This window comes from Spongiivirga citrea (genome assembly GCF_010671565.1).
In the GTDB taxonomy this organism is placed as follows: Bacteria; Bacteroidota; Bacteroidia; order Flavobacteriales; family Flavobacteriaceae; genus Spongiivirga; species Spongiivirga citrea.
The window spans coordinates 95066-119094 of record NZ_JAABOQ010000006.1; the positions used below are offsets into that span (position 1 = coordinate 95066).

Annotated in this window: 23 protein-coding genes; 9 read left to right on the forward strand and 14 right to left on the reverse strand. The window is 36.7% G+C overall.

All coding sequences use genetic code 11. The features are described 5' to 3' along the window. Positions 1-7: 7 nt before the first annotated feature. Both ribH and GWK10_RS15095 read right to left on the reverse strand, forming a co-directional pair. A complete protein-coding gene (ribH, locus tag GWK10_RS15090) occupies positions 8-502 on the reverse strand; it encodes a 6,7-dimethyl-8-ribityllumazine synthase (RefSeq protein WP_164033228.1) in 495 nt (164 codons plus the stop codon). Then, on the reverse strand, positions 502-1272 hold the full coding sequence (locus GWK10_RS15095; RefSeq protein ID WP_164033229.1) for a tetratricopeptide repeat protein: 771 nt from the start codon (positions 1270-1272) through the stop codon (positions 502-504). The genes ribH and GWK10_RS15095 overlap by 1 nt, the downstream gene beginning before the upstream one ends. A 107-nt stretch (positions 1273-1379) precedes the next feature. Here GWK10_RS15095 and recF point away from each other — a divergent pair, with 107 nt between their 5' ends. Genes recF through GWK10_RS15110 form a run of 3 tightly spaced genes read left to right on the forward strand, consistent with a single transcriptional unit; the run spans position 1380 to position 3170 of the window. After that, on the forward strand, positions 1380-2459 hold the full coding sequence (gene recF / locus GWK10_RS15100; protein WP_164033230.1) for a DNA replication/repair protein RecF: 1080 nt from the start codon (positions 1380-1382) through the stop codon (positions 2457-2459). Beyond that, complete coding sequence (locus GWK10_RS15105) at positions 2456-2890, forward strand: hypothetical protein (RefSeq protein ID WP_164033231.1); 435 nt, start codon at positions 2456-2458, stop codon at positions 2888-2890. The genes recF and GWK10_RS15105 overlap by 4 nt, the downstream gene beginning before the upstream one ends. Beyond that, positions 2874-3170 (forward strand): DUF721 domain-containing protein, encoded by a 297-nt coding sequence (locus GWK10_RS15110; RefSeq protein WP_164033232.1) that lies wholly within the window; start codon positions 2874-2876, stop codon positions 3168-3170. Before GWK10_RS15105 ends, GWK10_RS15110 begins: the two co-directional genes overlap by 17 nt. 53 nt (positions 3171-3223) lie before the next feature. Here GWK10_RS15110 and GWK10_RS15115 read toward each other — a convergent pair whose 3' ends face one another. Further along, positions 3224-3643 (reverse strand): nucleoside-diphosphate kinase, encoded by a 420-nt coding sequence (locus GWK10_RS15115; RefSeq protein ID WP_164033233.1) that lies wholly within the window; start codon positions 3641-3643, stop codon positions 3224-3226. A gap of 89 nt (positions 3644-3732) precedes the next feature. Beyond that, positions 3733-4743: an alkaline phosphatase D family protein gene (locus tag GWK10_RS15120; protein ID WP_164033234.1), complete on the reverse strand. Its 1011-nt coding sequence runs from the start codon at positions 4741-4743 to the stop codon at positions 3733-3735. 72 nt (positions 4744-4815) lie between these two features. On the opposite strand from GWK10_RS15120, the gene GWK10_RS15125 reads away from it, so the two are divergent. From GWK10_RS15125 to GWK10_RS15135, 3 genes are read left to right on the forward strand one after another with little or no spacing between them, the layout of a single operon-like run. Further along, on the forward strand, positions 4816-5844 hold the full coding sequence (locus GWK10_RS15125) for a DHH family phosphoesterase (protein ID WP_164033235.1): 1029 nt from the start codon (positions 4816-4818) through the stop codon (positions 5842-5844). Then, positions 5834-6379: a gliding motility-associated peptidyl-prolyl isomerase GldI gene (gene gldI / locus GWK10_RS15130; RefSeq protein ID WP_164033236.1), complete on the forward strand. Its 546-nt coding sequence runs from the start codon at positions 5834-5836 to the stop codon at positions 6377-6379. The genes GWK10_RS15125 and gldI overlap by 11 nt, the downstream gene beginning before the upstream one ends. A 27-nt stretch (positions 6380-6406) precedes the next feature. Further along, positions 6407-7528, forward strand: a complete 1122-nt coding sequence (locus GWK10_RS15135; protein ID WP_164033237.1) for a peptidylprolyl isomerase — start codon at positions 6407-6409, stop codon at positions 7526-7528. Between the two features lie 90 nt (positions 7529-7618). On the opposite strand, the gene GWK10_RS15140 is transcribed toward GWK10_RS15135, so the two are convergent. After that, positions 7619-9079 (reverse strand): aminoacyl-histidine dipeptidase, encoded by a 1461-nt coding sequence (locus GWK10_RS15140; protein WP_164033238.1) that lies wholly within the window; start codon positions 9077-9079, stop codon positions 7619-7621. Positions 9080-9165: 86 nt separating this feature from the next. Here GWK10_RS15140 and GWK10_RS15145 point away from each other — a divergent pair, with 86 nt between their 5' ends. From GWK10_RS15145 to GWK10_RS15155, 3 genes are all read left to right on the forward strand, one after another. Further along, positions 9166-10233 carry a DUF3810 domain-containing protein gene (locus GWK10_RS15145; protein ID WP_164033239.1) on the forward strand — a complete coding sequence of 356 codons (1068 nt, stop codon included), beginning with the start codon at positions 9166-9168 and terminating at the stop codon, positions 10231-10233. Positions 10234-10341: 108 nt separating this feature from the next. Beyond that, entirely contained in the window at positions 10342-13404 is a 3063-nt protein-coding gene (locus GWK10_RS15150; RefSeq protein WP_164033240.1) for an amidohydrolase family protein, read from the forward strand. 11 nt (positions 13405-13415) lie between these two features. After that, positions 13416-14705: an amidohydrolase family protein gene (locus tag GWK10_RS15155; protein WP_164033241.1), complete on the forward strand. Its 1290-nt coding sequence runs from the start codon at positions 13416-13418 to the stop codon at positions 14703-14705. Positions 14706-14855: 150 nt separating this feature from the next. Here GWK10_RS15155 and GWK10_RS18695 read toward each other — a convergent pair whose 3' ends face one another. From GWK10_RS18695 to GWK10_RS15195, 9 genes are all read right to left on the reverse strand, one after another. Then, positions 14856-15023 carry a DUF6747 family protein gene (locus tag GWK10_RS18695; RefSeq protein WP_394351672.1) on the reverse strand — a complete coding sequence of 56 codons (168 nt, stop codon included), beginning with the start codon at positions 15021-15023 and terminating at the stop codon, positions 14856-14858. A gap of 345 nt (positions 15024-15368) precedes the next feature. Further along, on the reverse strand, positions 15369-16532 hold the full coding sequence (locus GWK10_RS15160; protein ID WP_164033242.1) for a sigma-54-dependent transcriptional regulator: 1164 nt from the start codon (positions 16530-16532) through the stop codon (positions 15369-15371). A 21-nt stretch (positions 16533-16553) separates the two neighbouring features. After that, positions 16554-17459 carry a mechanosensitive ion channel family protein gene (locus tag GWK10_RS15165; protein ID WP_164033243.1) on the reverse strand — a complete coding sequence of 302 codons (906 nt, stop codon included), beginning with the start codon at positions 17457-17459 and terminating at the stop codon, positions 16554-16556. A gap of 3 nt (positions 17460-17462) precedes the next feature. Beyond that, positions 17463-18788 carry an ABC transporter permease gene (locus tag GWK10_RS15170; protein WP_164033244.1) on the reverse strand — a complete coding sequence of 442 codons (1326 nt, stop codon included), beginning with the start codon at positions 18786-18788 and terminating at the stop codon, positions 17463-17465. Next, on the reverse strand, positions 18781-19716 hold the full coding sequence (locus GWK10_RS15175; RefSeq protein WP_204263153.1) for an ABC transporter ATP-binding protein: 936 nt from the start codon (positions 19714-19716) through the stop codon (positions 18781-18783). The genes GWK10_RS15170 and GWK10_RS15175 overlap by 8 nt, the downstream gene beginning before the upstream one ends. A 305-nt stretch (positions 19717-20021) precedes the next feature. Next, positions 20022-21134 (reverse strand): molecular chaperone DnaJ, encoded by a 1113-nt coding sequence (dnaJ, locus tag GWK10_RS15180; protein WP_164033245.1) that lies wholly within the window; start codon positions 21132-21134, stop codon positions 20022-20024. A 27-nt stretch (positions 21135-21161) separates the two neighbouring features. Then, entirely contained in the window at positions 21162-21761 is a 600-nt protein-coding gene (locus GWK10_RS15185; RefSeq protein ID WP_394351673.1) for a nucleotide exchange factor GrpE, read from the reverse strand. A gap of 57 nt (positions 21762-21818) precedes the next feature. Beyond that, on the reverse strand, positions 21819-22724 hold the full coding sequence (locus GWK10_RS15190; protein WP_164033246.1) for a TIGR01777 family oxidoreductase: 906 nt from the start codon (positions 22722-22724) through the stop codon (positions 21819-21821). 76 nt (positions 22725-22800) lie between these two features. Further along, complete coding sequence (locus GWK10_RS15195; protein WP_164033247.1) at positions 22801-24018, reverse strand: S41 family peptidase; 1218 nt, start codon at positions 24016-24018, stop codon at positions 22801-22803. Positions 24019-24029: the final 11 nt, after the last annotated feature.

Consider the following 24029-nt stretch of genomic DNA (forward strand, 5'->3'; position numbering starts at 1 on the left):
AGTATAATTAGTTTTGGCTATTAGCACGTAAATATGCCATTTTAATAGCAGCAATAGCAGCCTCAGTACCTTTATTGCCATGTTTTCCTCCACTTCTATCAATGGCTTGTTGTAGATTGTTATCAGTTAGCACACAAAAGATAACTGGAGTATCATATTCAACATTAAGGTCTTTAATACCTTGAGCAGTGGCACTGCAGACAAAATCAAAATGCTTTGTTTCTCCTTGAATAACACTTCCGATAGCAATAATTGCATCGAACTTGTTAGCTCGTATCATTTTCTTGCAGCCATAAACCAGCTCAAAGCTTCCTGGAACGTTCCAACGAACTATATCATCCGAAGACACACCATTCTCGATCAGCGTTTGATGTGCTCCTTCAAAAAGGCCTTCTGTTATAGTATCATTCCATTCAGAAACAACAATCCCAAACCGAAAGTCCTTCGCGTTTGGGATTGTAGTCTTATCGTAGTCCGATAAATTTTTATTTGCTGTTGCCATTATTTAGCATTTTCAGCACGACCGATATATACGTCAATATTTCTAGCCTCTGTGCTATTTTCGAACTCCTCTTTAATGCGAGTGAAAAAGGTACTTGCTTTTGCAAAGTCTTTTGCTTCTAAAGCAGCAATCCCAGCTTTCAACAAATATTTAGGAGTTGTAAAGTCATTTGTACTATGCGAAACCGCCTTTTCGTAATAATCCAAAGCATCACTAGGCTGGTTTAACTGCATAAATGCATCACCAATACTACCTTTTGCTACCGCACCATAAACAGGATCATCTGATGAAAAATCACTTAAATGCTCAATTGCATTTGTGTAATCTTTCAAATTTAAATATGCGATACCTGCGCTATAGTTTGCCAAATTAGCCGCTTTTGTACCAGAGTAATCGTCAATGATATCTAATAGTCCATATTTACCTTCACCACCTTTAAGTGCAAGGGTTAGTAACGAATCTTTAGTTGCTGCACTACCATTCATGGCATCCTGAAAAAATTCATTTGCTTGGTAAACTTCGTTTGCAGCCTCCTGCTCTTTAGGCTTTTGTACATACTCATTGTATCCCAAATAACCCAAAACACCAAGTGCAACAACTCCAATAAATATAAAAATATACTTTTGGTTCTTAGCTACCCATGCTTCCGTTTTGCCAGCAGTTTCATCAAGCGTGTTGAATACTTCAGCTGTAGTACTCTGCTCCTCAATGCGATCCGCTTGACTCTTTCCCTTCTTATCCTTACTAGCTCGTTTTTTATACGTTGCCATTGCTTATTTTTTATGCTGCGCAAAAATATAATATTTATTGAATTTTTCGATATTTTGCAATTTATATTTGCCATATATAAAGGCCTTCTCATTTACAAACCCATTTAATGCACCTTAAAAAGTTATCTCTTATTAATTATAAGAATTTTGAATCCAAGGATTTCGAGCTTGATACGAAGATAAATTGCCTTGTGGGAAACAATGGTGTAGGGAAAACGAATGTGCTTGATGCTATCTATCATTTATCAGTTGGAAAAAGCTATTTTAACCCGGTTGCAACCCAAAATATTAGGCACGGAAGCGATTTTTTTGTCATTGATGGCGAATTTGAAAAGAATGATCGGAGTGAAAAGATCATATGCAGCCTTAAAAAAGGAAACAAAAAGATCATAAAACGCAATGCTAAGGCTTACGACAAACTATCAGATCATATCGGATTCTTGCCTTTAGTAATCATATCTCCCGCCGATCGTGACCTCATCATAGAAGGCAGTGATACTAGAAGACGCTTTGTTGACAGCGTGATCTCACAGCAAAACAAAGACTACCTCAACAATTTAATCACCTACAATAAAGTATTGCAACAGCGTAATGCATTACTTAAATACTTTGCAGCGAACAATACATTTAATGCCGATAATCTCGAAATATACGATCAGCAGCTAACGGAGCTATCTAAACCGATCTACAATGCCCGAAAGGAATTTTTAGAGGTTTTTGTTCCCATTTTTATTGAGCGTTATAAATCGATCTCTAGCGGGAACGAACAGGTTGGGCTTAGTTATAAGTCGCATTTGCATGATGCAAGTTTAGACGAATTATTAAAGCAACATCTCAATAGGGATAAAGCCCTGCAATTTACCAGTCAAGGTATTCATAAGGATGATCTTAGTTTTGAAATAGAAGAATATCCCATTAAAAAATTTGGGTCTCAGGGGCAGCAAAAAAGCTTTTTGATTGCTTTAAAGTTGGCGCAGTTCGATTTTATAAAGGAAAAAGCTGGAGTGAGTCCCATTTTACTTTTAGATGATATTTTTGATAAGTTAGATGAAAAGCGTGTATCACATATCGTTTCATTGCTAGAAGATGATCACTTTGGTCAACTATTTATTTCTGATACGCATGCTGAAAGAACCGAAAAGGTAGTAAGCAAAACGCATCAATCTTATAAGATTTTCAAATTATGAAGAAACTTCAGGTCCTTTTTGTTATCTTATTATGCAGTGCGTGTAGCAAAGAGCAATCTAATTCGGATAAAAAAAAGCATATAGCCGGCTATTGGGAAATTGAGCAGGTTTTGTTTAAAGGGAAGAAAAAAGAATATTCCATAAGTAATACAGTAGATCTCTTTTACTTAGAAAATGAAACATCTGGTTATCGAAAGAAAGTGACTCCTACAATAGATGGAAAGTTTTTAGGAAATGAAAATGAATCGACTATCGAATTAGTCACTAAGAATGATAGCCTCTTTATTTCTTATAAAAACAAGATCGCGACTTGGGATGAATATGTAAAAAAAGCAGATAGCTCATCGATGGTCTTATTAAATGACCGTGGTTTGCAATACCATTATAAACGTTATGAATCTTTAGACCTGAGCAATGAAAAAACGAACTAGAGAAGAGCAAACAATAAGCGACGTCTTAAAAGATTTTGTAAGCGCTAATAAACTTGAAAAAGGGCTAGATCAGGTTCAAGTAAAAGATATTTGGATGCAAATGATGGGGCAAGCCGTGGCTGCTTATACCGATGATGTACAACTTAAAGGCGCTACATTGTACATCTCCTTAAAATCAGCTCCTTTGCGAGAAGAATTGAGTTATGGTAAGCAAAAAATTATCGAAATGATGAATAGAGAACTCGGTAAAGAGTTAGTTTCCAAACTAATTCTTAGATAAAAAAAGCCATTTAGTAAAACTAAACGGCTTTCAGTATTGTATTTGTTGTAGTCCTAGAAAATCTCTCTTCCAGAAAAGTGGAAAGCACCTTCAATGGCTGCGTTTTCATCGCTATCACTACCGTGAACTGCGTTTTCACCAATTGATGTTGCGAATAATTTTCTGATAGTTCCTTCAGCTGCTTCTTCAGGATTTGTAGCACCAATTAATGCTCTAAAATCATCAACTGCATTGTCTTTTTCTAAAATTGCAGCTACGATAGGCCCTCTAGTCATAAACTCAACAAGTTCGCCAAAAAACGGACGCTCATTGTGAACCGCATAAAACTGCTGTGCATCTCTTTTGCTAAGCTGCGTGTATTTCATTGCAGCAATCTTAAATCCTGCTGCTGTAATTTTTTCAAGAATTGCGCCAATGTGCCCATTCTCTACTGCATCGGGCTTAAGCATTGTAAATGTTCTGTTTGTTGCCATTTCTATTTTTTAAAATGTGGTGCAAAAATAATACTTTATCGGGGTTTAAAAGTTTTATAATTCTGAATTTTCTGATTAAGCTGTAAAAACTAGTACTTCTGACTTAATTCATCCAATACCACGTTTCCTTTTGCTCTCATTTCCATCATCACTTTTTTCTCATCAAAGTTGAATCGCAGCACCCCAAAACTTTCAGTAAAAACCACCTCGCCGACTCTAAATTCATTAGGCTCTCCTTTAAACCCTCGATATGCATGGGTTAAACCACTAGAAGTAAAATCAATTAAGGGATAAGGCAATAAAGTGCTTTCCCTTCTAGAAAACTCCGATATATGGCGGTCTCCTGAAAGAATAACCACCCCTTTTGCACCTGAGTTAGCTATAGTATCAAATAGTAAATCTCGTTCCGCCGGAAAATTGGCCCATTTTTCAAAGCCATGTTCTCCGCTAAGTACTTGAATACTGCTTACTATAATATTAAAGTCGGCTTTACTGCTGTCTAAAGCTTCCCTAAGCCATTTCCATTGTGTTTTCCCTAAAATAGTACCATCACCAGGTTTGTTAGGCTGATAACGCTTACCTCCTGTCCCTTTTGTCAAAGTAGTTCTAAAGTATCTTGTGTCTAACACAATAACACGAATACTTCCCTTAGCTGTATCAAAGTCTTTATAGGTATAAATTCCCTCTTGTTTTCTTATTGAATCATCCTTACTAACGCCTAAAAAATCAAGAAACAATTGCTGACTCTCCTTTTTCATTACATACTCGACTCCAGCATCATTTTTACCATAATCATGGTCATCCCAAGTTCCCATAACCGGTATTGTATTAACCAATTTTCGGTAATCTTCATTTAACAATTGTGAATCATAGTCCGATTTCATCTTAACAGGGTCATCGGTATCTGAATAAATATTATCACCGCCCCAAATCCATAAATCTGGCTGCGTGGCTATGATATCTTTCCAAAGTTCATTTGGCCGTTTTTGATCATTGCAAGAACCAAATGCAATTACGAAGTCGGTTTCTTTTTCCTGACTACAACCAGATTGAATTCCTCCAGAAAAAATCAAAATAAGTATCAATAATAGTCGTTTCATATGTGATGTATTTAAGTCCGAAGTTAGTAAAACGAAGATTAAGCGATTATTAAATTTGTATATTTGGCGCTTATGGATAAAAACCAGCTAAAAGCCCTTAAAAACCTGCTTGCTTCGCCAAAAAAGGTGGTAATCATACCACATAAAAATCCAGATGGTGACGCTATTGGTTCTACCCTTGGTTTATCTATGTATTTAGAAAAATTAGGGCACTCCTGCACCGTAATAGCTCCCAATGATTATCCACAGTTTTTAAAGTGGATTCCACAGCAAGAGCGCATACTAAAATTTGACCATGCGGCAGAACAGTCTACAGAGCTAATCAAGGTTGCAGATATTATTTGTACGCTAGACTTTAATCATCTTAGTCGTATTGGTGCTATGGAAAAAGTGGTCGCTGATGTTGATGCTACTTTCGTAATGATTGATCATCATCAACAACCAGCTGATTATGCCGATTTCATGTACAGCGACACGACTATGTCATCGACTTGCGAAATGGTATATCATTTTATGGATATGCTTGGCGATGTCGATCTGGTTGATAAGGATATTGCTACGTGCTTGTATACCGGGATTATGACCGATACAGGCTCTTTCAAATTTGCGTCGACCACTGGAACAACACATCGAGTTGCGGCTGCTTTATTGGACACAGGTATCGACGGGTTCAAAATTCATTCTAACATTTTAGATACGAACAGTACTAATCGAATGAAATTGTTAGGTTGTGCGCTTAATAACCTGGTGGTACTAGAGGAGTATAAAACGGCATTTATTTCGTTAAGTAGAGAAGAATTAAACGACAATCACTTTAAAAAAGGAGATACTGAAGGTTTTGTAAACTACGGCTTATCACTCGAAGGCATTGTATTTGCTGTTATTTTTATTCAGGATTTACAAGAAGACTTTATCAAATTGTCATTGCGATCAAAAGGAAGTTTTTCCGTGAATCAATTTGCGCGAGAACATTTTAAAGGAGGCGGTCATGATAATGCTGCAGGAGGAAGAAGCGACGACACAATGGAAGCGACAATTGAGCGTTTTAAATCAGTCCTACCTAACTATAAAAATGAATTACAAGAGGCTTATGAAAACTAAATGGATTGCTTTTTTGCTTATTGCCAGTATGTTTTCATGCAGCAAACCAATTCCTAGAAAACCAATTAGTATTTCTAGCGGATCGTTCTTAAAACAGTCGGTTGAACGTAATAAAAAACTAATTGCAAAGGAAGAGGCTGTCATTCAAACTATTATTAAAAATGATAGCTTGAACGACTATGTAGCCTCAGAAAATGGTTATTGGTATTATTACGAAAACAAGAATAAGGAAATTACTGAAATGCCAAAATTTGGGGATAAAGTTACTTTTGATTATGAACTAAGACTTCTAAACAACACTGTAATTTATTCAAAAGAAGAGCTTGGAACACAAGAGTATTATGTTGACAAGGAAAATATAATGGAAGGTTTACGAAGTGGTATTAAATTAATGAAAGCCAATGAGCGTGTTGTCTTTTTATTTCCTTCTAATCAAGCCTACGGATATCATGGTGACAATAAAAAAATAACGACCAATACACCATTAAAAGCTATTGTGAATGTACATAGCGTAGAACAAGAAAAAACAGAATAACAGTCAAACTTAAATTTTAAATTTTACATGAAAAGAGTTAATTATATACTAGTGCTATTCGCAATTTTTGTTGCGGGATGTAAATCTGCCAAATACCAAGACCTTGCCGACGGGTTGTATGCAGATTTGCAAACAACCAAGGGAGATATTTTATTGAAATTAGAATTTCAAAAAACACCTAAAACTGTTGCTAACTTTGTTTCATTAACCGAAGGTACCAATCCCGCTGTTTCCGAAGAATTCAAAGGAAAAAGGTTTTATGATGGCCTAACCTTCCACCGAGTGATGAAAGACTTTATGATTCAAGGTGGTGATCACTTAGCAAATGGTTCTGGTAATCCAGGATATCGATTTGGTGATGAATTTAACCCAGACCTAACACATAGTGGAAAGGGGATCTTATCAATGGCAAATGGAGGTCCTAACTCTAACGGAAGTCAGTTTTTTATTACACATAAAGCAACACCATGGTTAGATAATATCCATTCAGTTTTTGGTAAAGTTGAAAAAGGAACTGCTGTCCTTGACAGCATTGCAAATACGGAAGTTCAAGGTACAAAACCTAAAGAAGACATTATCATTAATAAAATTGAGATCATTAAAGTTGGAAAAGAAGCCAAAAATTTTGACGCAGCTGATGTCTTCACGAAGGCCTTAGAAGAAGAGAAAAAAGAGAAAGAGGCAGAAGCGGCTAAAATAGCAAAAGCAAAGACAGACTTTTTAGCAACATTGGCTACACAGCAAGAAACTGCACAAACGCTTCCTTCTGGATTGAAAATCATTAAGCTAGTTGAAGGATCTGGTGAAAAACCAAGAATTGGCGGACCAAAAGTAATGGTAAATTATGTTGGCTGGTTGGCAAAAGATGCTACCCTATTCGATACCAATGTTACCGAGGTCGCAGAAGAATTTGGTGTTACCAGATCAATTAGACATCAAATGACTCCATTCCCAATGGAATATAGTCCAGAAGCGCAACTAGCAGCCGGTTTTAGAGAGGCACTCTTAACCATGAAAGTTGGCGATAAGGTAAGAGCGATAATTCCTTCACATTTGGGATATGGCGATCAAAACTACGGCCCAATTCCAGGCGGATCAACTTTGGTATTTGATCTTGAGATTCTTGGATTAGAACAAAAACCAGAATAAGCTCAAAAACTATATTGGCTTAAAAAATTAAGAGCCAATAAACAAGATTAAAATAGTCTTGTTTATTGGCTCTTTTAGTTTTATCAGAATCTACTTCTTAGGAATATTCTTCAATATCTCTAATACAAAACTCCAGTATTTCTGTACGGATGAAATACTAGCTCTCTCATCTGGTGAGTGAGCCCCTTTAATGGTTGGACCAAAAGAAATCATATCCATTTCAGGATAATTCTGTCCCAAAATGCCACATTCCAAACCTGCATGGCAAGCAGCTACATGAGGTTTTTCTCCATTTAATTTCTCGTACAACTCGGTCATTACTTTTAAAATTGGTGATTTCATATTAGGTGTCCACCCTGGATAATCACCAGAAAATTCCACTTCACAGCCTACTAACTCAAAAGTCGCTCTTAAGCTATTGGCCAAATCCATTTTAGATGTTTCAACTGAAGATCGGGTTAGACAGCCAACATGAATGGATTCTTCCTTAATTTCTACTCGAGCAATATTGTTGCTAGTCTCTACCAAATCGGTAATGTCAGCACTCATTCTATATACGCCATTTTGAGCTGCGTATAAAGCCTTTATAATTCCCTCCTGCACACCTAATTCCATAACTGTAGGAGCAGTGTTAGTTTGCTCAACTACAATATCCAGCTCAGGCTCCATCGTTTCAAGCTCTTTTTTAATCTGTTTGCTAAGATTTCCTATTTCAAATTCAAAAGAAGATTGATGAACGGAATCAATCACACAATGAACAACAGCTTCACGCGGAATAGCATTGCGAAGACTACCTCCGTCAAATGAGTGAATCCGAAGTCCAAAATTCTCAAAACCATCAAACAACAAACGCGTCATGATCTTATTAGCGTTACCTAAGCCCTTATGAATATCCATTCCGGAATGACCTCCTTGTAATCCTTTTACGGTAATGCTATAGCCAATCGTATTATCAGGTGTTGATTCTTCCTTATAGCTGCGTTTTGCAGTAACATCAATACCTCCCGCACAACCTACTCCAATTTCGTCATCTTCTTCGGTATCCAGGTTTAAAAGAATATCACCTTGTAGTAATCCACCTTTTAATTCGAAAGCGCCAGTCATTCCAGTCTCCTCATCAATTGTAAATAATGCTTCAATTGGTGGATGGGCTATTTCTTTACTTTCTAAAACTGCCATAATTGTAGCAACTCCAAGTCCATTATCAGCCCCAAGTGTAGTCCCTTTTGCTTTTACCCAATCACCATCAATCAGCATTTCTATGCCTTGAGTATCAAAATCAAAAACAGTATCGTTGTTTTTCTGATGAACCATATCCAAATGCGATTGCATGACCACCATTTTTCGATCTTCCATTCCGGCAGTCGCAGGTTTTCTGATGACAACATTACCAGCATGATCGACAAAAGCCTCTAAACCAAGGCTTTCACCAAACGCTTTCATAAAGGCTATTACACGCTCTTCTTTTTTAGAAGCACGCGGAACGGCATTCAGTTTTGCGAAATTTGACCATATTTCCGAAGGTGCTAGTTGTATTATTTCAGAATTCATATTTTTATGCTTAAGTAACTTGTATGTTCTAGTTGCAAAAATATTGAATAAGCCCTCACCAATCGATAAAAACCTAATTTAGCTTTATGCAAAAAAAAACCAAGATTATAATTGCGCTGTCAATTATTCCTCAAGTTATTATTGTTAAGATACTCGCTAGATATCCTGATTTTGTAGAAAACTACTACAGCCAAGGTATTTATCCGTTTATCTCTAAATTATTTCGATATATGTTGGGGTGGTTACCATTTTCGTTTGGCGACCTTTTATATGCGCTTGCGATCGTCTTGATAATTCGTTTTCTTATAAAAAACGGCAGGAAGTTTTTTTCATCTACTCGAGTGTTTTTTACTGATGTATTTGTAGGCGTATCGTTGGTTTATTTCACTTTCCACCTGTTATGGGGAATGAATTATTATCGTTTGCCATTATACAAATCTTTGAATATCGGTGCTCAATATACCACTGAGGAGTTACTTGCTTTTACCGATCTTTTAATTGATAAAAATAACGAACTCCATAGATCGATCACTAATAATGATACGGTGGCTGTTGCCATTCCTCATAGCTTATCAGAGGTATTTAAAAAAACTCCTGAAGGCTATAAAAAATTAAGTGAACGATATCCTCAATTTGAATATACTCCCAAGAGTATAAAAAAGTCGCTGTTTAGTTATCCGCTAACCTATATGGGTTTTAGTGGTTATTTAAATCCGTTTACTCAGGAGGGACATGTAGATTATATGATCCCAGGACATAAGTTCCCAACTACTAGCTGCCATGAAGAAGCTCATCAGCTAGGATATAGCGCTGAAAACGAAGCCAATTTCTTGGGTTATTTAGCCTCTATTAATAACGATGATGCGTACTTTAAATATTCAGGATATACCTTCGCCTTGCGTCATTGTTTAAATGAAATAAGTCGCCGAGAACCAGAGCTTGTAGATCAATATTTGGAAAAAGTGAATCCTGGGATTTTAAAAAACTACGAAGAAGCGCGTCAATTTTGGCGCGATCATAAGAATGTATTCGAACCTCTATTTAAACTCACCTTTAACACCTACTTAAAAGCGAATAGTCAAAGTGCGGGTATAAAGAGTTATAATCATGTTGTGGCCTTATTGGTGAATTATTATAAGGAGGAGGCGCTTTAGAAATTCACTGTTTTTCTATCCTTACCAAAAGTTAAAAAATCCTAAATTAACAACGGCTTTCTTAAGCTTATGTTAACTTTAGGCTTATTAATTCAATTCAACCAACCTATGAAACAAAAACTCTTGGTACTCGGCTTTCTGCTGAGCTGCCTAACTGTTTTTTCTCAAGATTACTTTCCTAAAAATGATGGAGTTAAAACAACGAACAACAACTACACAGCATTTACAAATGCAAAGATCTATGTCACACCGACCCAAATAATCGAAAACGGAACGCTACTTATTCAAAATGGAAAAGTGGTCAATGCAGGAGCTTCCGTTTCTATTCCTCAAAACGCAACAGTAGTAAATCTTGAAGGAAAACAAATTTATCCTTCATTTATTGATATCTACAGTGGTTTTGGTATTGCAAAACCTAAAAGAGCATCTGGCGGAGGGCGCAGCGCTCAATATAATGGTAGTCGTGAAGGTTATTATTGGAACGACCATATAATGCCAGAAGCACATGGTGTATCTTCATTTAAATTTGATAGCAAGAAAGCTGGAGAGCTTGTAAAAGCTGGATTTGGAGCTGTGAATACACATCTTGAAGATGGCATTATGAGAGGAACCAGTATGCTGGTAACGCTGAATGATAAAGATGGTGATGAAACTCGGATCTTAGATCAGGATGCTGCCAATCATTTGTCTTTTAGAAAAAGTGTAGCCTCAAGACAAAGTTACCCAACCTCTATAATGGGTGGGATGGCTCTAATTCGACAGGTATATCACGATTCAAAATGGTACGCCAACGGAAATAGTGATACTAAAGACCGGTCATTAGAAGCAGTTGCAAAAAACAAAAATTTACCGCAAATTATAGATGCTGGAAGTGCGGCAAATGCGCTAAGGGCTGATAAGATCGCAAACGAGTTTGGCATGAACTTCATCATTAAAGGTGGTGGAGATGAATATGCGGATATTGCAGCAATAAAAAGAACAAATGCAAGCTTCATTGTTCCTATAAAATTCCCTGCAGCTTATGATGTTAGTGATCCTTATGCCGCTTCAATGGTTGAGTTAAGCCAAATGAAGCATTGGAATCACGCACCAACTAATCCTGGAGTTTTGGCTAAGAATGGTGTTCAATTTGCATTAACAACCGCTGATTTAAAGTCGACTAAAGATTTCAAGTCTAACTTAATGAAAGCTATAAAACATGGCTTAGATGAGACCAAAGCATTGGAGGCGCTAACTACAGTCCCAGCAAGATTATTGGGTAAAAGCAATATGATCGGTTCGTTGAACAAAGGGTCCATAGCCAACTTTTTAATTACCTCAGGTGATATTTTTAATAAGAAAACAACACTACATGAAAACTGGGTACAGGGTAATAAAAATGTAATTAACAACATGAATGTAAAAGACATTCGTGGTGATTATGATCTTAAAATTGTTGGCAATACCTACAGCTTAAAACTATCTGGTGAGTTATCTAAATTGAAATCTGAAGTAAAAAAGGACACGGTTAAAATGGCGTCTAAAGTTACTTATAAAGACGGATGGTTAAACCTGTTCTATATCCCTTTTGATGAAAAAGAAGAGCGTTTTGTGCGCCTAACTGCAGCTATTGGAGATAGTGACAACTTATCTGGTAATGGTACGCTCGCAAGCGGATCTTTGACCAATTGGTCAGCAACTAAAACAGCAGACAAGGAGGATGACAAATCAGGTAAAGACGGAAAAGATGGTGTCGATGGAAAGAACGGAGGTAAAGGTGGAAAAGGCGGCAAAGCTGGATCAACTGCCGATAAAGATCCTGTTTTAATGCCACTCACCTATCCTAATAATGCATTTGGATTTAAGACGAATCCAAAAGCTGAAAATCTACTTTTCAAAAACGCAACAGTTTGGACTAACGAAGCTGAAGGTATTATGGAAAGTGCTGATGTGTTGGTCAAAAATGGGCGTATTGCTCAGGTTGGAAAAGACTTAAGCGATCCTAGCGCCAAGGTAATTGATGCGACAGGTAAACACTTAACCTCTGGTGTTATTGATGAGCATAGTCATATAGCGGCTGCTTCTATTAACGAAGCCGGTCATAATAACTCTGCCGAAGTAACTATCGAAGATGTTATTGAAGCTAATGATATAGGTATTTACAGAAATCTTTCTGGTGGAGTTACCACGATTCAAATCTTACACGGTTCTGCAAATCCTATTGGTGGGCGTTCGGCCATATTAAAACTTAAATGGGGTGAAGATGCCGACGGATTGTTATTTAAAGGTGCTCCGAAATACATCAAGTTCGCCTTAGGTGAAAATGTAAAGCAGAGTAACTGGAATAGCTTTTCAAGATTCCCTCAAACACGTATGGGAGTTGAGCAAGTATTTGTAGACAACTTTACCCGTGCAAGAGAATATGAAGCAAAATGGAAGGCTTATAATGGTCTTTCCAAAAAGGCAAAAGCAAGAGCTAAAGCTCCCCGTTATGATATTGAAATGGAGACCATGGTCGAAATTTTAAATAAAGAAAGGTTTATTTCATGCCACTCTTATGTGCAATCTGAGATTAATATGTTGATGAAGGTTGCAGAGCAATTCGACTTTAAGATACAGACGTTCACCCACATTTTAGAAGGTTATAAAGTTGCCGATAAAATGAAAGAACACGGTGTTGGTGGGTCGACTTTCTCCGACTGGTGGGCCTATAAATATGAAGTAAATGATGCAATACCCTATAACGGAGCAATAATGCATAGCGCTGGTGTTGTGACCGCATTTAACTCGGATGATGCTGAGATGTCTAGAAGATTAAATCAAGAAGCCGCCAAAGCCATTAAGTATGGCGGTCTGTCTGAAGAAGAGGCTTGGAAGTTTGTTACTTTAAACCCCGCTAAACTATTACAGATAGATGATAAGGTCGGCAGCATTAAGGTAGGAAAGCATGCAGATTTGGTGCTATGGAGCGATCACCCAATGTCAATTTATGCAAAAGCAGAAAAGACAATTATCGAGGGCGTAACCTATTTTGATTCGGCTAGAGATGAACAACTAAACAAAGACATCTTGAAAGAGCGGAATATGCTTATTAATATGATGCTAAAAGCAAAAAATAGCGGAATGAAAACACAACCACCTAAGAAAAAGGTGAAGGAAGATTTTCACTGTGATACTGTTGAACAATTTTAATACGAAGCAAGATGAAGAATTTATATAAAAGTTTACTAGCCTCCATATTTGCAGTATCAACAGTTGTTGCACAGCAAACACCTGCATCTGCACAAAGTGAAACCATTACCATTAATGGTGCTACTGCGCACATAGGAAACGGACAAGTTATTGAAAACAGCGTTGTAGTTTTTAAAGATGGAAAAATTACCTATATAGGTACGCAGGCCCAAAACGTTGGTGGTAAGATGATAGATGCAAAAGGCAAGCACGTTTATCCTGGATTTATTGTGCCAAATGCCTCCTTAGGGTTGTCAGAAATTGATGCCGTTCGTCCTACTCGTGATTTTGATGAATTGGGCGAGCTAATACCGCATGTAAAAGCTAAAATCGCCTACAATGCCGAATCCAAAGTGGTCGAGAGCATGAGGCCTAATGGCGTTTTATTGGGACAAATAACCCCGCGCGGTGGGACTATTTCAGGAACATCATCGGTAATGCAATTCGATGCATGGAATTGGGAAGATGCGGTAGTCAAAGCCGATGACGGTATTCATTTAAACTGGCCAAGTAGTTTCACCTTTGGTCGTTGGTGGTTAGGCGAAGACCCTGGAGCTAAACCAGACAAGAAATACGCAGAAAATGTAGGTGCAATTAAGGATTTTATGCATCAGGCAAAAGCGTATCTAAAAGGTGGGCAAAGTGAAAAAAACCTTCCTTATGAAGCGGTTAAAGGTCTATATGATGGTACTCAAAAATTATTCGTTCATGCTGGAGGTAAGAAAGAAATAGTAGATGCCGTGAACTTTGCAGCGAATGAAGGAATAAAAATGGTATTAGTGCATGGTAATCAAGCTCATTTAGTTGCTGATTTATTGGTTAAGAATAAAGTTCCTGTTGTGCTTGACCGATCTCACAGAAACCCAAATATGGATGATGAAGATGTACGACTGGCTTACAAAATGGCAAAAATTCTAATCGATAAAGACGTCATGGTTACTATTGGGATGGAAGGACAGATGGAACGCATGAATACGCGAAATATCCCATTTTATGCAGGTACATATGCCGCTTATGGTGTACCAAAAGAAAAAGCAGTTGAAATGATTACACTTAATGCAGCGAAAGTATTGGGTATTGATGCTGATTATGGCAGTCTGGAAACAGGAAAAAGTGCCACACTGTTTATTAGTGAAGGTGATGCATTAGACATGCGTACAAATATCATTAGTCATGCATTTATTCAAGGTCGCGAAGTGAGTTTAGAAACGCATCAAACTAAATTATGGAAACGTTATATGGGTAAGTACCACGGTAAATAGCACTCTTATATCCAATAAATAAACAAAAGCTAATGGCATCACTACCATTAGCTTTTTTATTTCGGTACTGTTTTAAAATAAAACAAGCGGCTTGCGAAGGTTTTATCCTTTTTGGGCCACTTGTTTTTGCAAACTAGTATTAAGGTAAGTCTAGATTGTAAAAAATCCGGAGGTTATTCTATAAACAAACGCTAAAAAACCAATAGCGATCATTCCTAAGGCAAACCATGTAAATGATTTTAATACAACTAGCTGTAAAAATTGTAGCTTGTTGAAAGCTTGATTGTAAAGATCTTTAAAAAGTAAAATTGTTGTCATAATCTATTGTATTTATGTGATTAATATAAAATCTAAATACAATAGGTCATTTGGTTACCCCAAAGGTGCAACCTCTTTAAGGCTAGTCAAAATGAAAATTTTAAATAATCGGTAGAACATCGAAAAAAAACTTCAAAATGTTAAATATGTTAAAATTTTAACATATAATTTTAAGATTTTGTTAACATTTTATATTCTTTGGATGAGTTCAAATCGCATAAAAAAACCACTTAAATAGCTTGTTTTCAGTGTTTTAAATTGGTTTTTTGATTTTAACAAAAAAGTCAAACTCCCAGTAATTCCACAATGACCCTCGAACTAACCAAATAAGCTGGTGGTAGTATCTTACTTACTTGCAAACAGTTTCACATCTTCTTCAGAGACTTCTGCTCCTCCTAAGATAATCAACCGTTCAATCACATTCCTAAGCTCTCGAATATTTCCTGTCCAGTCATAGTCTTGCAATTTTTTAATTGCTTTATCACTGAAACTTTTTAAAGCAATACCTTGTTCGCTCGCAATCTTTTTAGAAAAATGATCTACTAGCAACGGAATATCTTCACGTCGATCGTTTAAGGCCGGAACTTTTATCAAGATTACCGCTAGGCGGTGATATAGATCTTCGCGAAATTTACCATCTGCTATTTCCTTCTTTAAATCCTTATTGGTCGCAGCAACTACCCTGACATCCACCTTAATATCTTTATCGCTACCAACACGCTGTACTCTACTTTCCTGTAGTGCTCGTAATACTTTAGCTTGTGCTGATAAACTCATATCGCCTATTTCATCTAAAAAGATGGTACCTCCATTGGCTGCTTCGAACTTACCAGCGCGGTCTTTATTTGCAGATGTAAATGCTCCTTTTACATGACCGAATAGTTCACTTTCAATTAATTCTGAAGGAATCGCTGCACAGTTTACCTCTATCATTGGGTTTTTACTTCGCTCACTCTTTTCATGAAGCCAATGTGCTACAAGTTCTTTTCCAGTTCCATTAGGACCTGTAATTAGCACACGAGCATCAGTTGTTGCAACTTTTTCAATCATGTCTTTGATTTGAGCAATCGCATCTGACTCTCCTATCATTTCATATTTCTTGCCTACTTTCTTCTTCAGCATTTTGTTTTCGACCACCAATTCTTTACGGTCTAAAGCATTACGCACGGTGTTTAAAAGACGATTTAAATCTGGTGGTTTTGAAATATAATCGAATGCTCCTAATCGCATTGTATTAACAGCCGTATCTAAATCTCCATGACCCGATATCATTACAAAAGGAATCTCAGGTTTTACCTTTTTTGTTGCTTCTAATACCTCAACACCATCCATTTTAGGCATTTTAATATCGCATAATACAAGGTCGAAATCTTCTTTTTTGATAAGTTCAACGCCCGCAAGACCATCTTCAGCTTCTAATACTTTATAAGCATCGTTCTCCTCACTCAGTATCTTTACCAGCACACGGCGAATGGCTGCTTCATCTTCTATGACTAAAATTTTTGACATTTTTTCGATTTTTAATTGAATTTACTCACTCTTGTTTTGATCTAAAGATGTTTCATCAGCTTGATACACGCGCACTTCTCGCTGAGGGAACGGAATACTAATATTATGTTCTCTAAATCGCTTATCGATCTCAAAACGCATATCGCTTTTAGGAATTCCAGCAATAAAGCTATCATTCATACTAAAAATAAGCTTAAAATTTAAGGCACTGTCTCCGAAATTAGTTAACAACACTAAAGGCTCAGGTTTTTTTCGAACTTTAGGATGGGCTAGTGCTACCTCTAGTAAAATATTTTTAACCAATTCCGTGTCGCTGCCATAGGCGACACCTACTTCAATATTTTCCCGAGTTAGTGAACCGTTTTCTGTCCAGTTATACAATATCGAAGTTAGGTATTTATGATTGGGAATGATTAATACCTTATTATCAATTGTGACTGCTCTTGTTGTACGAAGGTTAATTTTTTCTACCCGTCCTACTTTACCATCTATTTCAATAATATCACCAACATGTACCGTTTGATCAAGTAAAATGAAAACCCCTGATATAATATCTTGAAATAAGGTTTGCAATGCTAAACCAATACCAACTAATAAGGCAGCAGAGGCAGCAAAAATGGCTGTTACGTTAAACCCAGTATTATCAAGAGTGACTAATATGACAACTATGTAAATAAAGTACTTTATAAAGGAAAAAAAGCTAACAAACTTCAACTTATCTTCTTCCGGTAACTTTCTTGTGACAAGCCTTCTTATCAGCTTTAACAAATAGGATGTTAAAATAAATACCAGTAAGACTATTAGTATTTGCAGGATCGTAATATGAACCTTTTCAGTAATATCTATTTGGTATGATAGTAGATCGACAACCTTATCCCAAGTTGATGTTGTTTCTTGTATTGTATGTTGCGCGTTATCTTGCGTCATCTTCTAATATTTTAACCACTTATATAGTTCTTTATAGCTTATTTTTTTTCCGTGCATTAAAATGCCAGTGCGATAAATTTTGGCTGCCAACCAAACTATGAATATAAATGTAAGTATTAATAACAGGATAGAAACTACTATCTGCCACCAAGGCACTCCGCCGAGTGGAAATCTCATTAGCATTACTATGGGTGAGGTAAGCGGAAACAACGAAAAAGAGACTGCAATAGGACCATCGGGGTTATCAAATACCGAAAAACCGCCAACATACACTGCAAGTATCAAAGGAACAATTACCGGATAAATAAATTGTTGCGTATCCGTTTCATTATCTACTGCGCTACCAATAGCCGCGTAAATAGAACTGTAAATCAGGTACCCTAAAACAAAATACACGATAAACAATAGCAACAGCCCTACCCAAGGTATCGTCAGAATCTCATTAAAGTATAAATTAACTTTTGATAAATCGCCAGAATTCGCATTCATCATCTCAATAGAATCATTAGCAACTGCATTGGTAGAAGCCAACTGCTGCAAATCAATACCAAGCCAAAATGTAAGAGCTATCAACACAATACCTCCTAAAACAATCCATATTAAAAATTGAAAAACACCCGCTAATGACGTCCCAATAATTTTACCCATCATTAATTGAAATGGTTTGACTGAAGAGATGATTACTTCAACTATACGACTGGTTTTTTCCTCGATAACACTTCGCATTACAAACGAACCATATATAATGATAAACATCATAATCAGGTAACCAAAAGCGCTACCAATAAAGGCCTTGATTTCGTTAATTCCTTTTAAATTTTGACTGCCTGTAAAGCTACTGGTGTTTAGTTCGAAATCGGTATCTATTTTTGAAAGCGCTTCTTTAGAAATACCATAATTCGCCAACCTTAGCTCACGAAGTTTACGCTCAATACGCTGTTCAATATTACTAAGCGTTGATACACTTGGAGAGTTTGAAGAATAAAACTGAATTTCTTCATTTAGTCGGTCGATCTCCATACCATCAGGTATAAATAAAAAACCACTAGCGCCGATTTGCAAACTGCTATCTTTTGCTTGAGTAAACGATAATTTTCTGAAATGCAAAAAAGAAATAGATTGACTTTTCTCCAGTTCTGGTAGAAATAATCCGCTTTGATCGAGAACCGTAATTAGCTTTTTATCCTCCCCGTTTACACTAGTCAAATAGATAATTAAACTAACCATTCCTGCAAAAATTAACGGACTAACGAAGGTCATAACCACAAAAGCTCTATTTCGAACCTTTGCTAAAAACTCTCGAACAATAATTAATTTTAGCTTACTCATCTCCTCGACTACTAACTGATTGCACAAAAATGTCATTCACGCTAGGTACCTTTTCTACAAAATGAGTTACTGTTCCTTTGCTTGCCAAATAACTAATTAATTCGTTTGCTTTCTGATCACTATTTAAATGAACATTTAGCTTAAGCTCATTTCCAATTGTTTTAAAATGCGCCGGGCTTGTTCTAAATTCTTGTTGAATTTGTTTTAGCAGTTGCATATTTTCAGCTGCTTCCAAGGCAACTTCAAAGGTATTTGATCGATATTCGCGTTTGATATCTATTAGCTTGCCATCTACTATTTTTTCAGCTTTATCTATTAGTGCTATATGATCACAAAGCTCTTCAACGGATTCCATTCTATGGGTTGAAAATATAACTGTCGCTCCATCTTCTCTAAGCTGAAGAATTTCATCCTTTATTTGGTTTGCATTAATAGGATCGAACCCCGAAAATGGTTCGTCAAATATGAGCAGTTTGGGATTGTGCAATACGGTAACAACAAACTGCACTTTTTGCGCCATTCCCTTAGACAACTCGGTAAGCTTCTTGTTCCACCAATGGTTTATATTCAAGCGATCAAACCAATAGTTTAGCTGTTCTTTTGCTTCCACTTTTGACAACCCCTTTAGTCGAGCTAAATAAATTGCTTGCTCTCCTACTTTCATGTTTTTGTATAGCCCGCGTTCTTCTGGTAAATAACCTATTTGCTTTACATGGTCAGGCTTTGAAGGTTCACCATTCATAGTCAAATATCCTTCATCTGGTAATATAATTTGATTTATGATGCGAATAAGACTTGTTTTTCCCGCTCCATTTGGGCCTAACAATCCAAAAATACTTCCAGTAGGAACACTGATGGATACTTTATTTAAAGCAACATAATCAGCATATTTTTTAGTAATGTTGTTGGCAACCAACAGATGATCCATAGATGATATTTGAAAGGTCTCAAAGATATTGAATTGACCGAGAATTAAGCAGAATAGCGTTTGTTTTATTTTTTGTTGATCCTATCCTAAAGTCTGGGCTTTGGGATCTAAACCTATACTTTTGTTTAACCTTTGAATTACTAGCAAAAAACAAAAAAGCATCTAAAAAAACAGTAGAAAACAAAACCCACCCTTAATTTAAAGCACTAAGGATGGGAAAAAATTGCTATGAAAAAGAAAAAATTAGCGCTATAAGAATATAGCACTAGTTATCAAAGATAACTTTTTTTTGTTAAACAAAAAAGTTATGAAAACATATCTTTTACTTTTTCAAAAAAGGATTTATCGCTTTTTAAAGGGCTTGGCTCGAAGTTTTCGTCACCTTGCATTTTCTCAAAAAAGGATTTTTGATCTTTCGACAAATGTTGCGGTGTCCAGACATTTATGTGTACTAAAAGATCACCCGCCCCATATCCGTTTATACTAGGAATTCCTTTTCCTCGTAGTCGAAGTATTTTTCCTGATTGAATACCTTGCTCCAATTTAATCCGAACTTTCCCAGTAACGGTATCAATCTCTTTACTCCCACCTAAAATTGCCTCTGGCATGCTTACGTATAGGTCATAATGTAGATTATCTCCCTCACGCTTTAAGGTTTCATGTTCCAATTCTTGAATACCTACAAGTAAATCACCAGAAATTCCGTTTCCTGGGGCTTCATTCCCTTTTCCTGAAACTTTAAGCTGCATACCATCAACTACTCCAGCTGGAATTGGAATTGTAACTGTTTCTTCCTCCGTAATAAGTCCGTTGGCATCGGCACCTGATGGTCTTTTATCAATCATTTGCCCTGCTCCACCACATGTATTACAGGTAGTAGCAGTTTGCATCCTTCCTAAAATAGTATTGGTAATACGTGTTACTTGACCACTACCATTACAAGTGCTACAGGTTTTATAACTAACCCCAGCTGCTTGTTTTTTCCTTTTAATGCTTATTTTCTTCTCTACTCCATTTGCGATCTCCTCTAAGGTTAGCTTTACACGAATGCGCAAATTACTTCCCTTAACGCGACGTTGGCCTCCGCCACCACCAAAACCACTAAAACCACCGAAACCTCCACCGAAAATATCACCAAACTGACTGAATATGTCTTCCATATTCATTCCGCCCCCGCCGAAACCGCCGGCTCCACCTTCAAATGCAGCATGTCCAAATTGATCATATCGGGCTTTCTTCTGCTCATCACCTAAAACTTCATAGGCTTCCGCAGCTTTCTTAAATTGCTCTTCAGCAGCTGGGTCGTCTGGGTTTTTATCTGGATGAAACTCTATGGCCTTTTTACGATACGCCTTTTTAATCTCAGCCTGAGAGGCTCCTTTGCTAACGCCTAATATGTCGTAATAATCTTCTTTCAAATCGTTGTTTTTTGAGTAAAATATGACTTACTGCCCCGTAACTACCTTTGGGAAACGAATAATTTTATCACCTAACTGATATCCTTTTTCAATAACATCTACAATCTTTCCTTTTAGGTCGTCACTTGGCGCAGGAATTTGGGTAATCGCTTCATGATGATCTGCATCAAATGCATCTCCTGCCTTTACCTCCATCTCGGTTAAACCTTTTGCTTTTAAGGTTTCCCTAAATTTATTGCTAATAAGCTCAACGCCTTTTACCAATTCACCTTCACCTGATTTTGAAATTTCATTTAACGCCCGGTCAAAATCATCTAAAACAGGCAGCATAGCTACCATAATATCCTGACCTGCCGTTTTAAAAAGCTCAATACGCTCTTTTGACGTTCGCTTTTTAAAGTTTTCAAATTCAGCAAATAACCTTAAAAATTTATCTTTTTCTTTAGCTAAGTCCTCTTCTAACTGCTCTTCTTTGCTCAACGTCTCAATTGGCTCATTAGTCTCAGTTGTTTCCTCAACAGTTTCTTGAACTTGCTCTTCTACTTGTATATCTTTCTCTTCCTTTTTATTCTTTGTTGCCATAGGATATATAAACACTTTTTTATAGGTGCGCAAAAGTACTGCCATTTCTATAAAAATGTCAAAATGTCACGGAAAATTTAAAGGAAGGTGTCGTATTTGCGCTTACAATAGATTTGACAAGGCTTTTTCTAAGTTGACATACTCAAAATGAAAGCCTAAAGACTCTATTTTTTTACTACTTACTCGCTGACTCATAAAAACTAGGGTGTGCATTTCGCCCAAAACCAAGCGCATTACAAAACGGGGGATATTCGGAAGGAAAACAGGAACTCCTAGTTGCTTACCGATTGCCTTTACCATTTTCATATTAGTAACCGGATTAGGTGCAACAGCGTTAAAAATACCCGTTATTTCCTTGTGAATTAAAAACAACAACATATCAGTCAAATCATCAATATGTATCCATGATTGCCATTGGTTGCCAGAACCGAAAGGAGCACCAACTAAATACTTAATAGGTGGTACCATTTTTTGCAATGCACCACCTTCTTCAGCCAATACTATACCGATTCGGACTTTGGTTATCTGTACACCCAAAGGTAATAGGGAGTCAATTGCAGCTTCCCATTTTTCAGTTACTTGTGCCAAGAATGAAGTTCCTGCAGTATCATGATCTTCTTTATAATAAGCGGTTTCAGAGTCCGGGTAAAATCCAATTGCGGAAGCCGATATGAGTTGCTTTATGGTGTGATCTTCAACTTTTTCAAGCCCCCTTTTTAAAGTTTCCAGTATATCTAATCGGCTTTCTAAAATTTCTTGTTTATAAGCGGGTGTCCATCTTTTTGAAACCGACGCGCCAGCTAGATTGATGATCGCGTCGCAACCTTCAAAACAATTGATGTCGATCTCATTGCTTGCGGGGTTCCACAAAAAACCTTTATAAAATGCGGTCCCTTCTATCTTAGAAACTCTAGTGGTAAGGTAATTTACAGCAATACCTTGCTCTAGGCATTTTTTAACTAATGCCTTACCCACCAATCCTGTCGCTCCTGTAATTAAAACACGCATTCTGCCAATTTTTGCAAAGTTAGGTTATCATAATCTTAAATAAGCAAGCTTTAAGTTGGGTTTAACTTGCTACTGCTTATTTAATAGCTTTTTCAAGTGTTTTTAAACCGATATCATAGGTTTCTTTAAAGCTTTTTGTATGGACTTCAGGAATAAACGATTTTCTACTTTCTCCATTGACCTGAAAGATCTTTTCAAAAGGGTAGCAAACACTAATATTAGTTCCTGTAAGTGTTTGGCAATTTACACCACCTTGTAAACCTGCCATCTTAGTTCCTACAACAGTAACATTATCAAAAGTTGAAAAAGCGACCCCTAAGGCTTCTCCTACACTACCTGTCCAGTGTCCAACTAAAACAACAACAGGTTTGTTATAAAATTTTCGGAAAGGAAATGCGTATTCAATCCAACTTCTTTTAACGCCATATTGTTTTTCCTCGTACGGTTGTTCATGTTTTTGGTAGGGAACTTCCTTATTGAGAAATTTCCCTAAAATTGCTCTTGCAACGACTGTATTACCGCCTCCAGCAGTTTCTCTGAGGTCTATGATTAATCCATTAGTATCGTACAATTCATCAACAGTCTTATCAAAATGATTGACCAGATCGTAATTACTCAGGCAATTATTCACCCTAATGTATCCAATATTATTATTGAGCTTTTTTGTTGTAAGCATTTGATTGTTGAAGACGTCAGTCGTAATTCGTTTAGGGTTTTCTAGTGTAAATTGTTGCTTCTGTCCTTTATAAACAACCTCTACTTTTCTAGGGTTAACCCGATCTCCTGAAAATACGAGATTGGCGATAAAAACATGCACTTCGTTATTATGATCATCAAAAGAAATAGGCAATTCCTTTTGTACAGCTTTATCAAAATCAATATTATTAATCGATTCAATTTTCATTCCGATTTCTAGTCCAGCTTTATCTGCAGTAAATCCTTCTCGAATATCGACTATATAATACCCACCATCTCTGTATTCCAGCCAGGCGTCACTTTTATCTGGAACCTGCTGAAATGAGCTATCGATATTTGTATTAATGGTAATATGAGAATCATATAACTCATAAATCATTTTTTCAAAAAGATACACAAACTCGTAACCCGACTCTACTTTTTTAAATTCAGGAGCATATAATACTTTTACCTCATCCCAATTGGTCTGCTTATCATGAAAATATGCATAACTCTCATCTATTAATTCCCAAAACTCCAGAAAATCTTTTTCATATTTAGATTGAGAAGAACAGCTAATGCTGAACATTGCAAAAAGAAGAAAAGTAATTTTTTTCATATATAGAATTG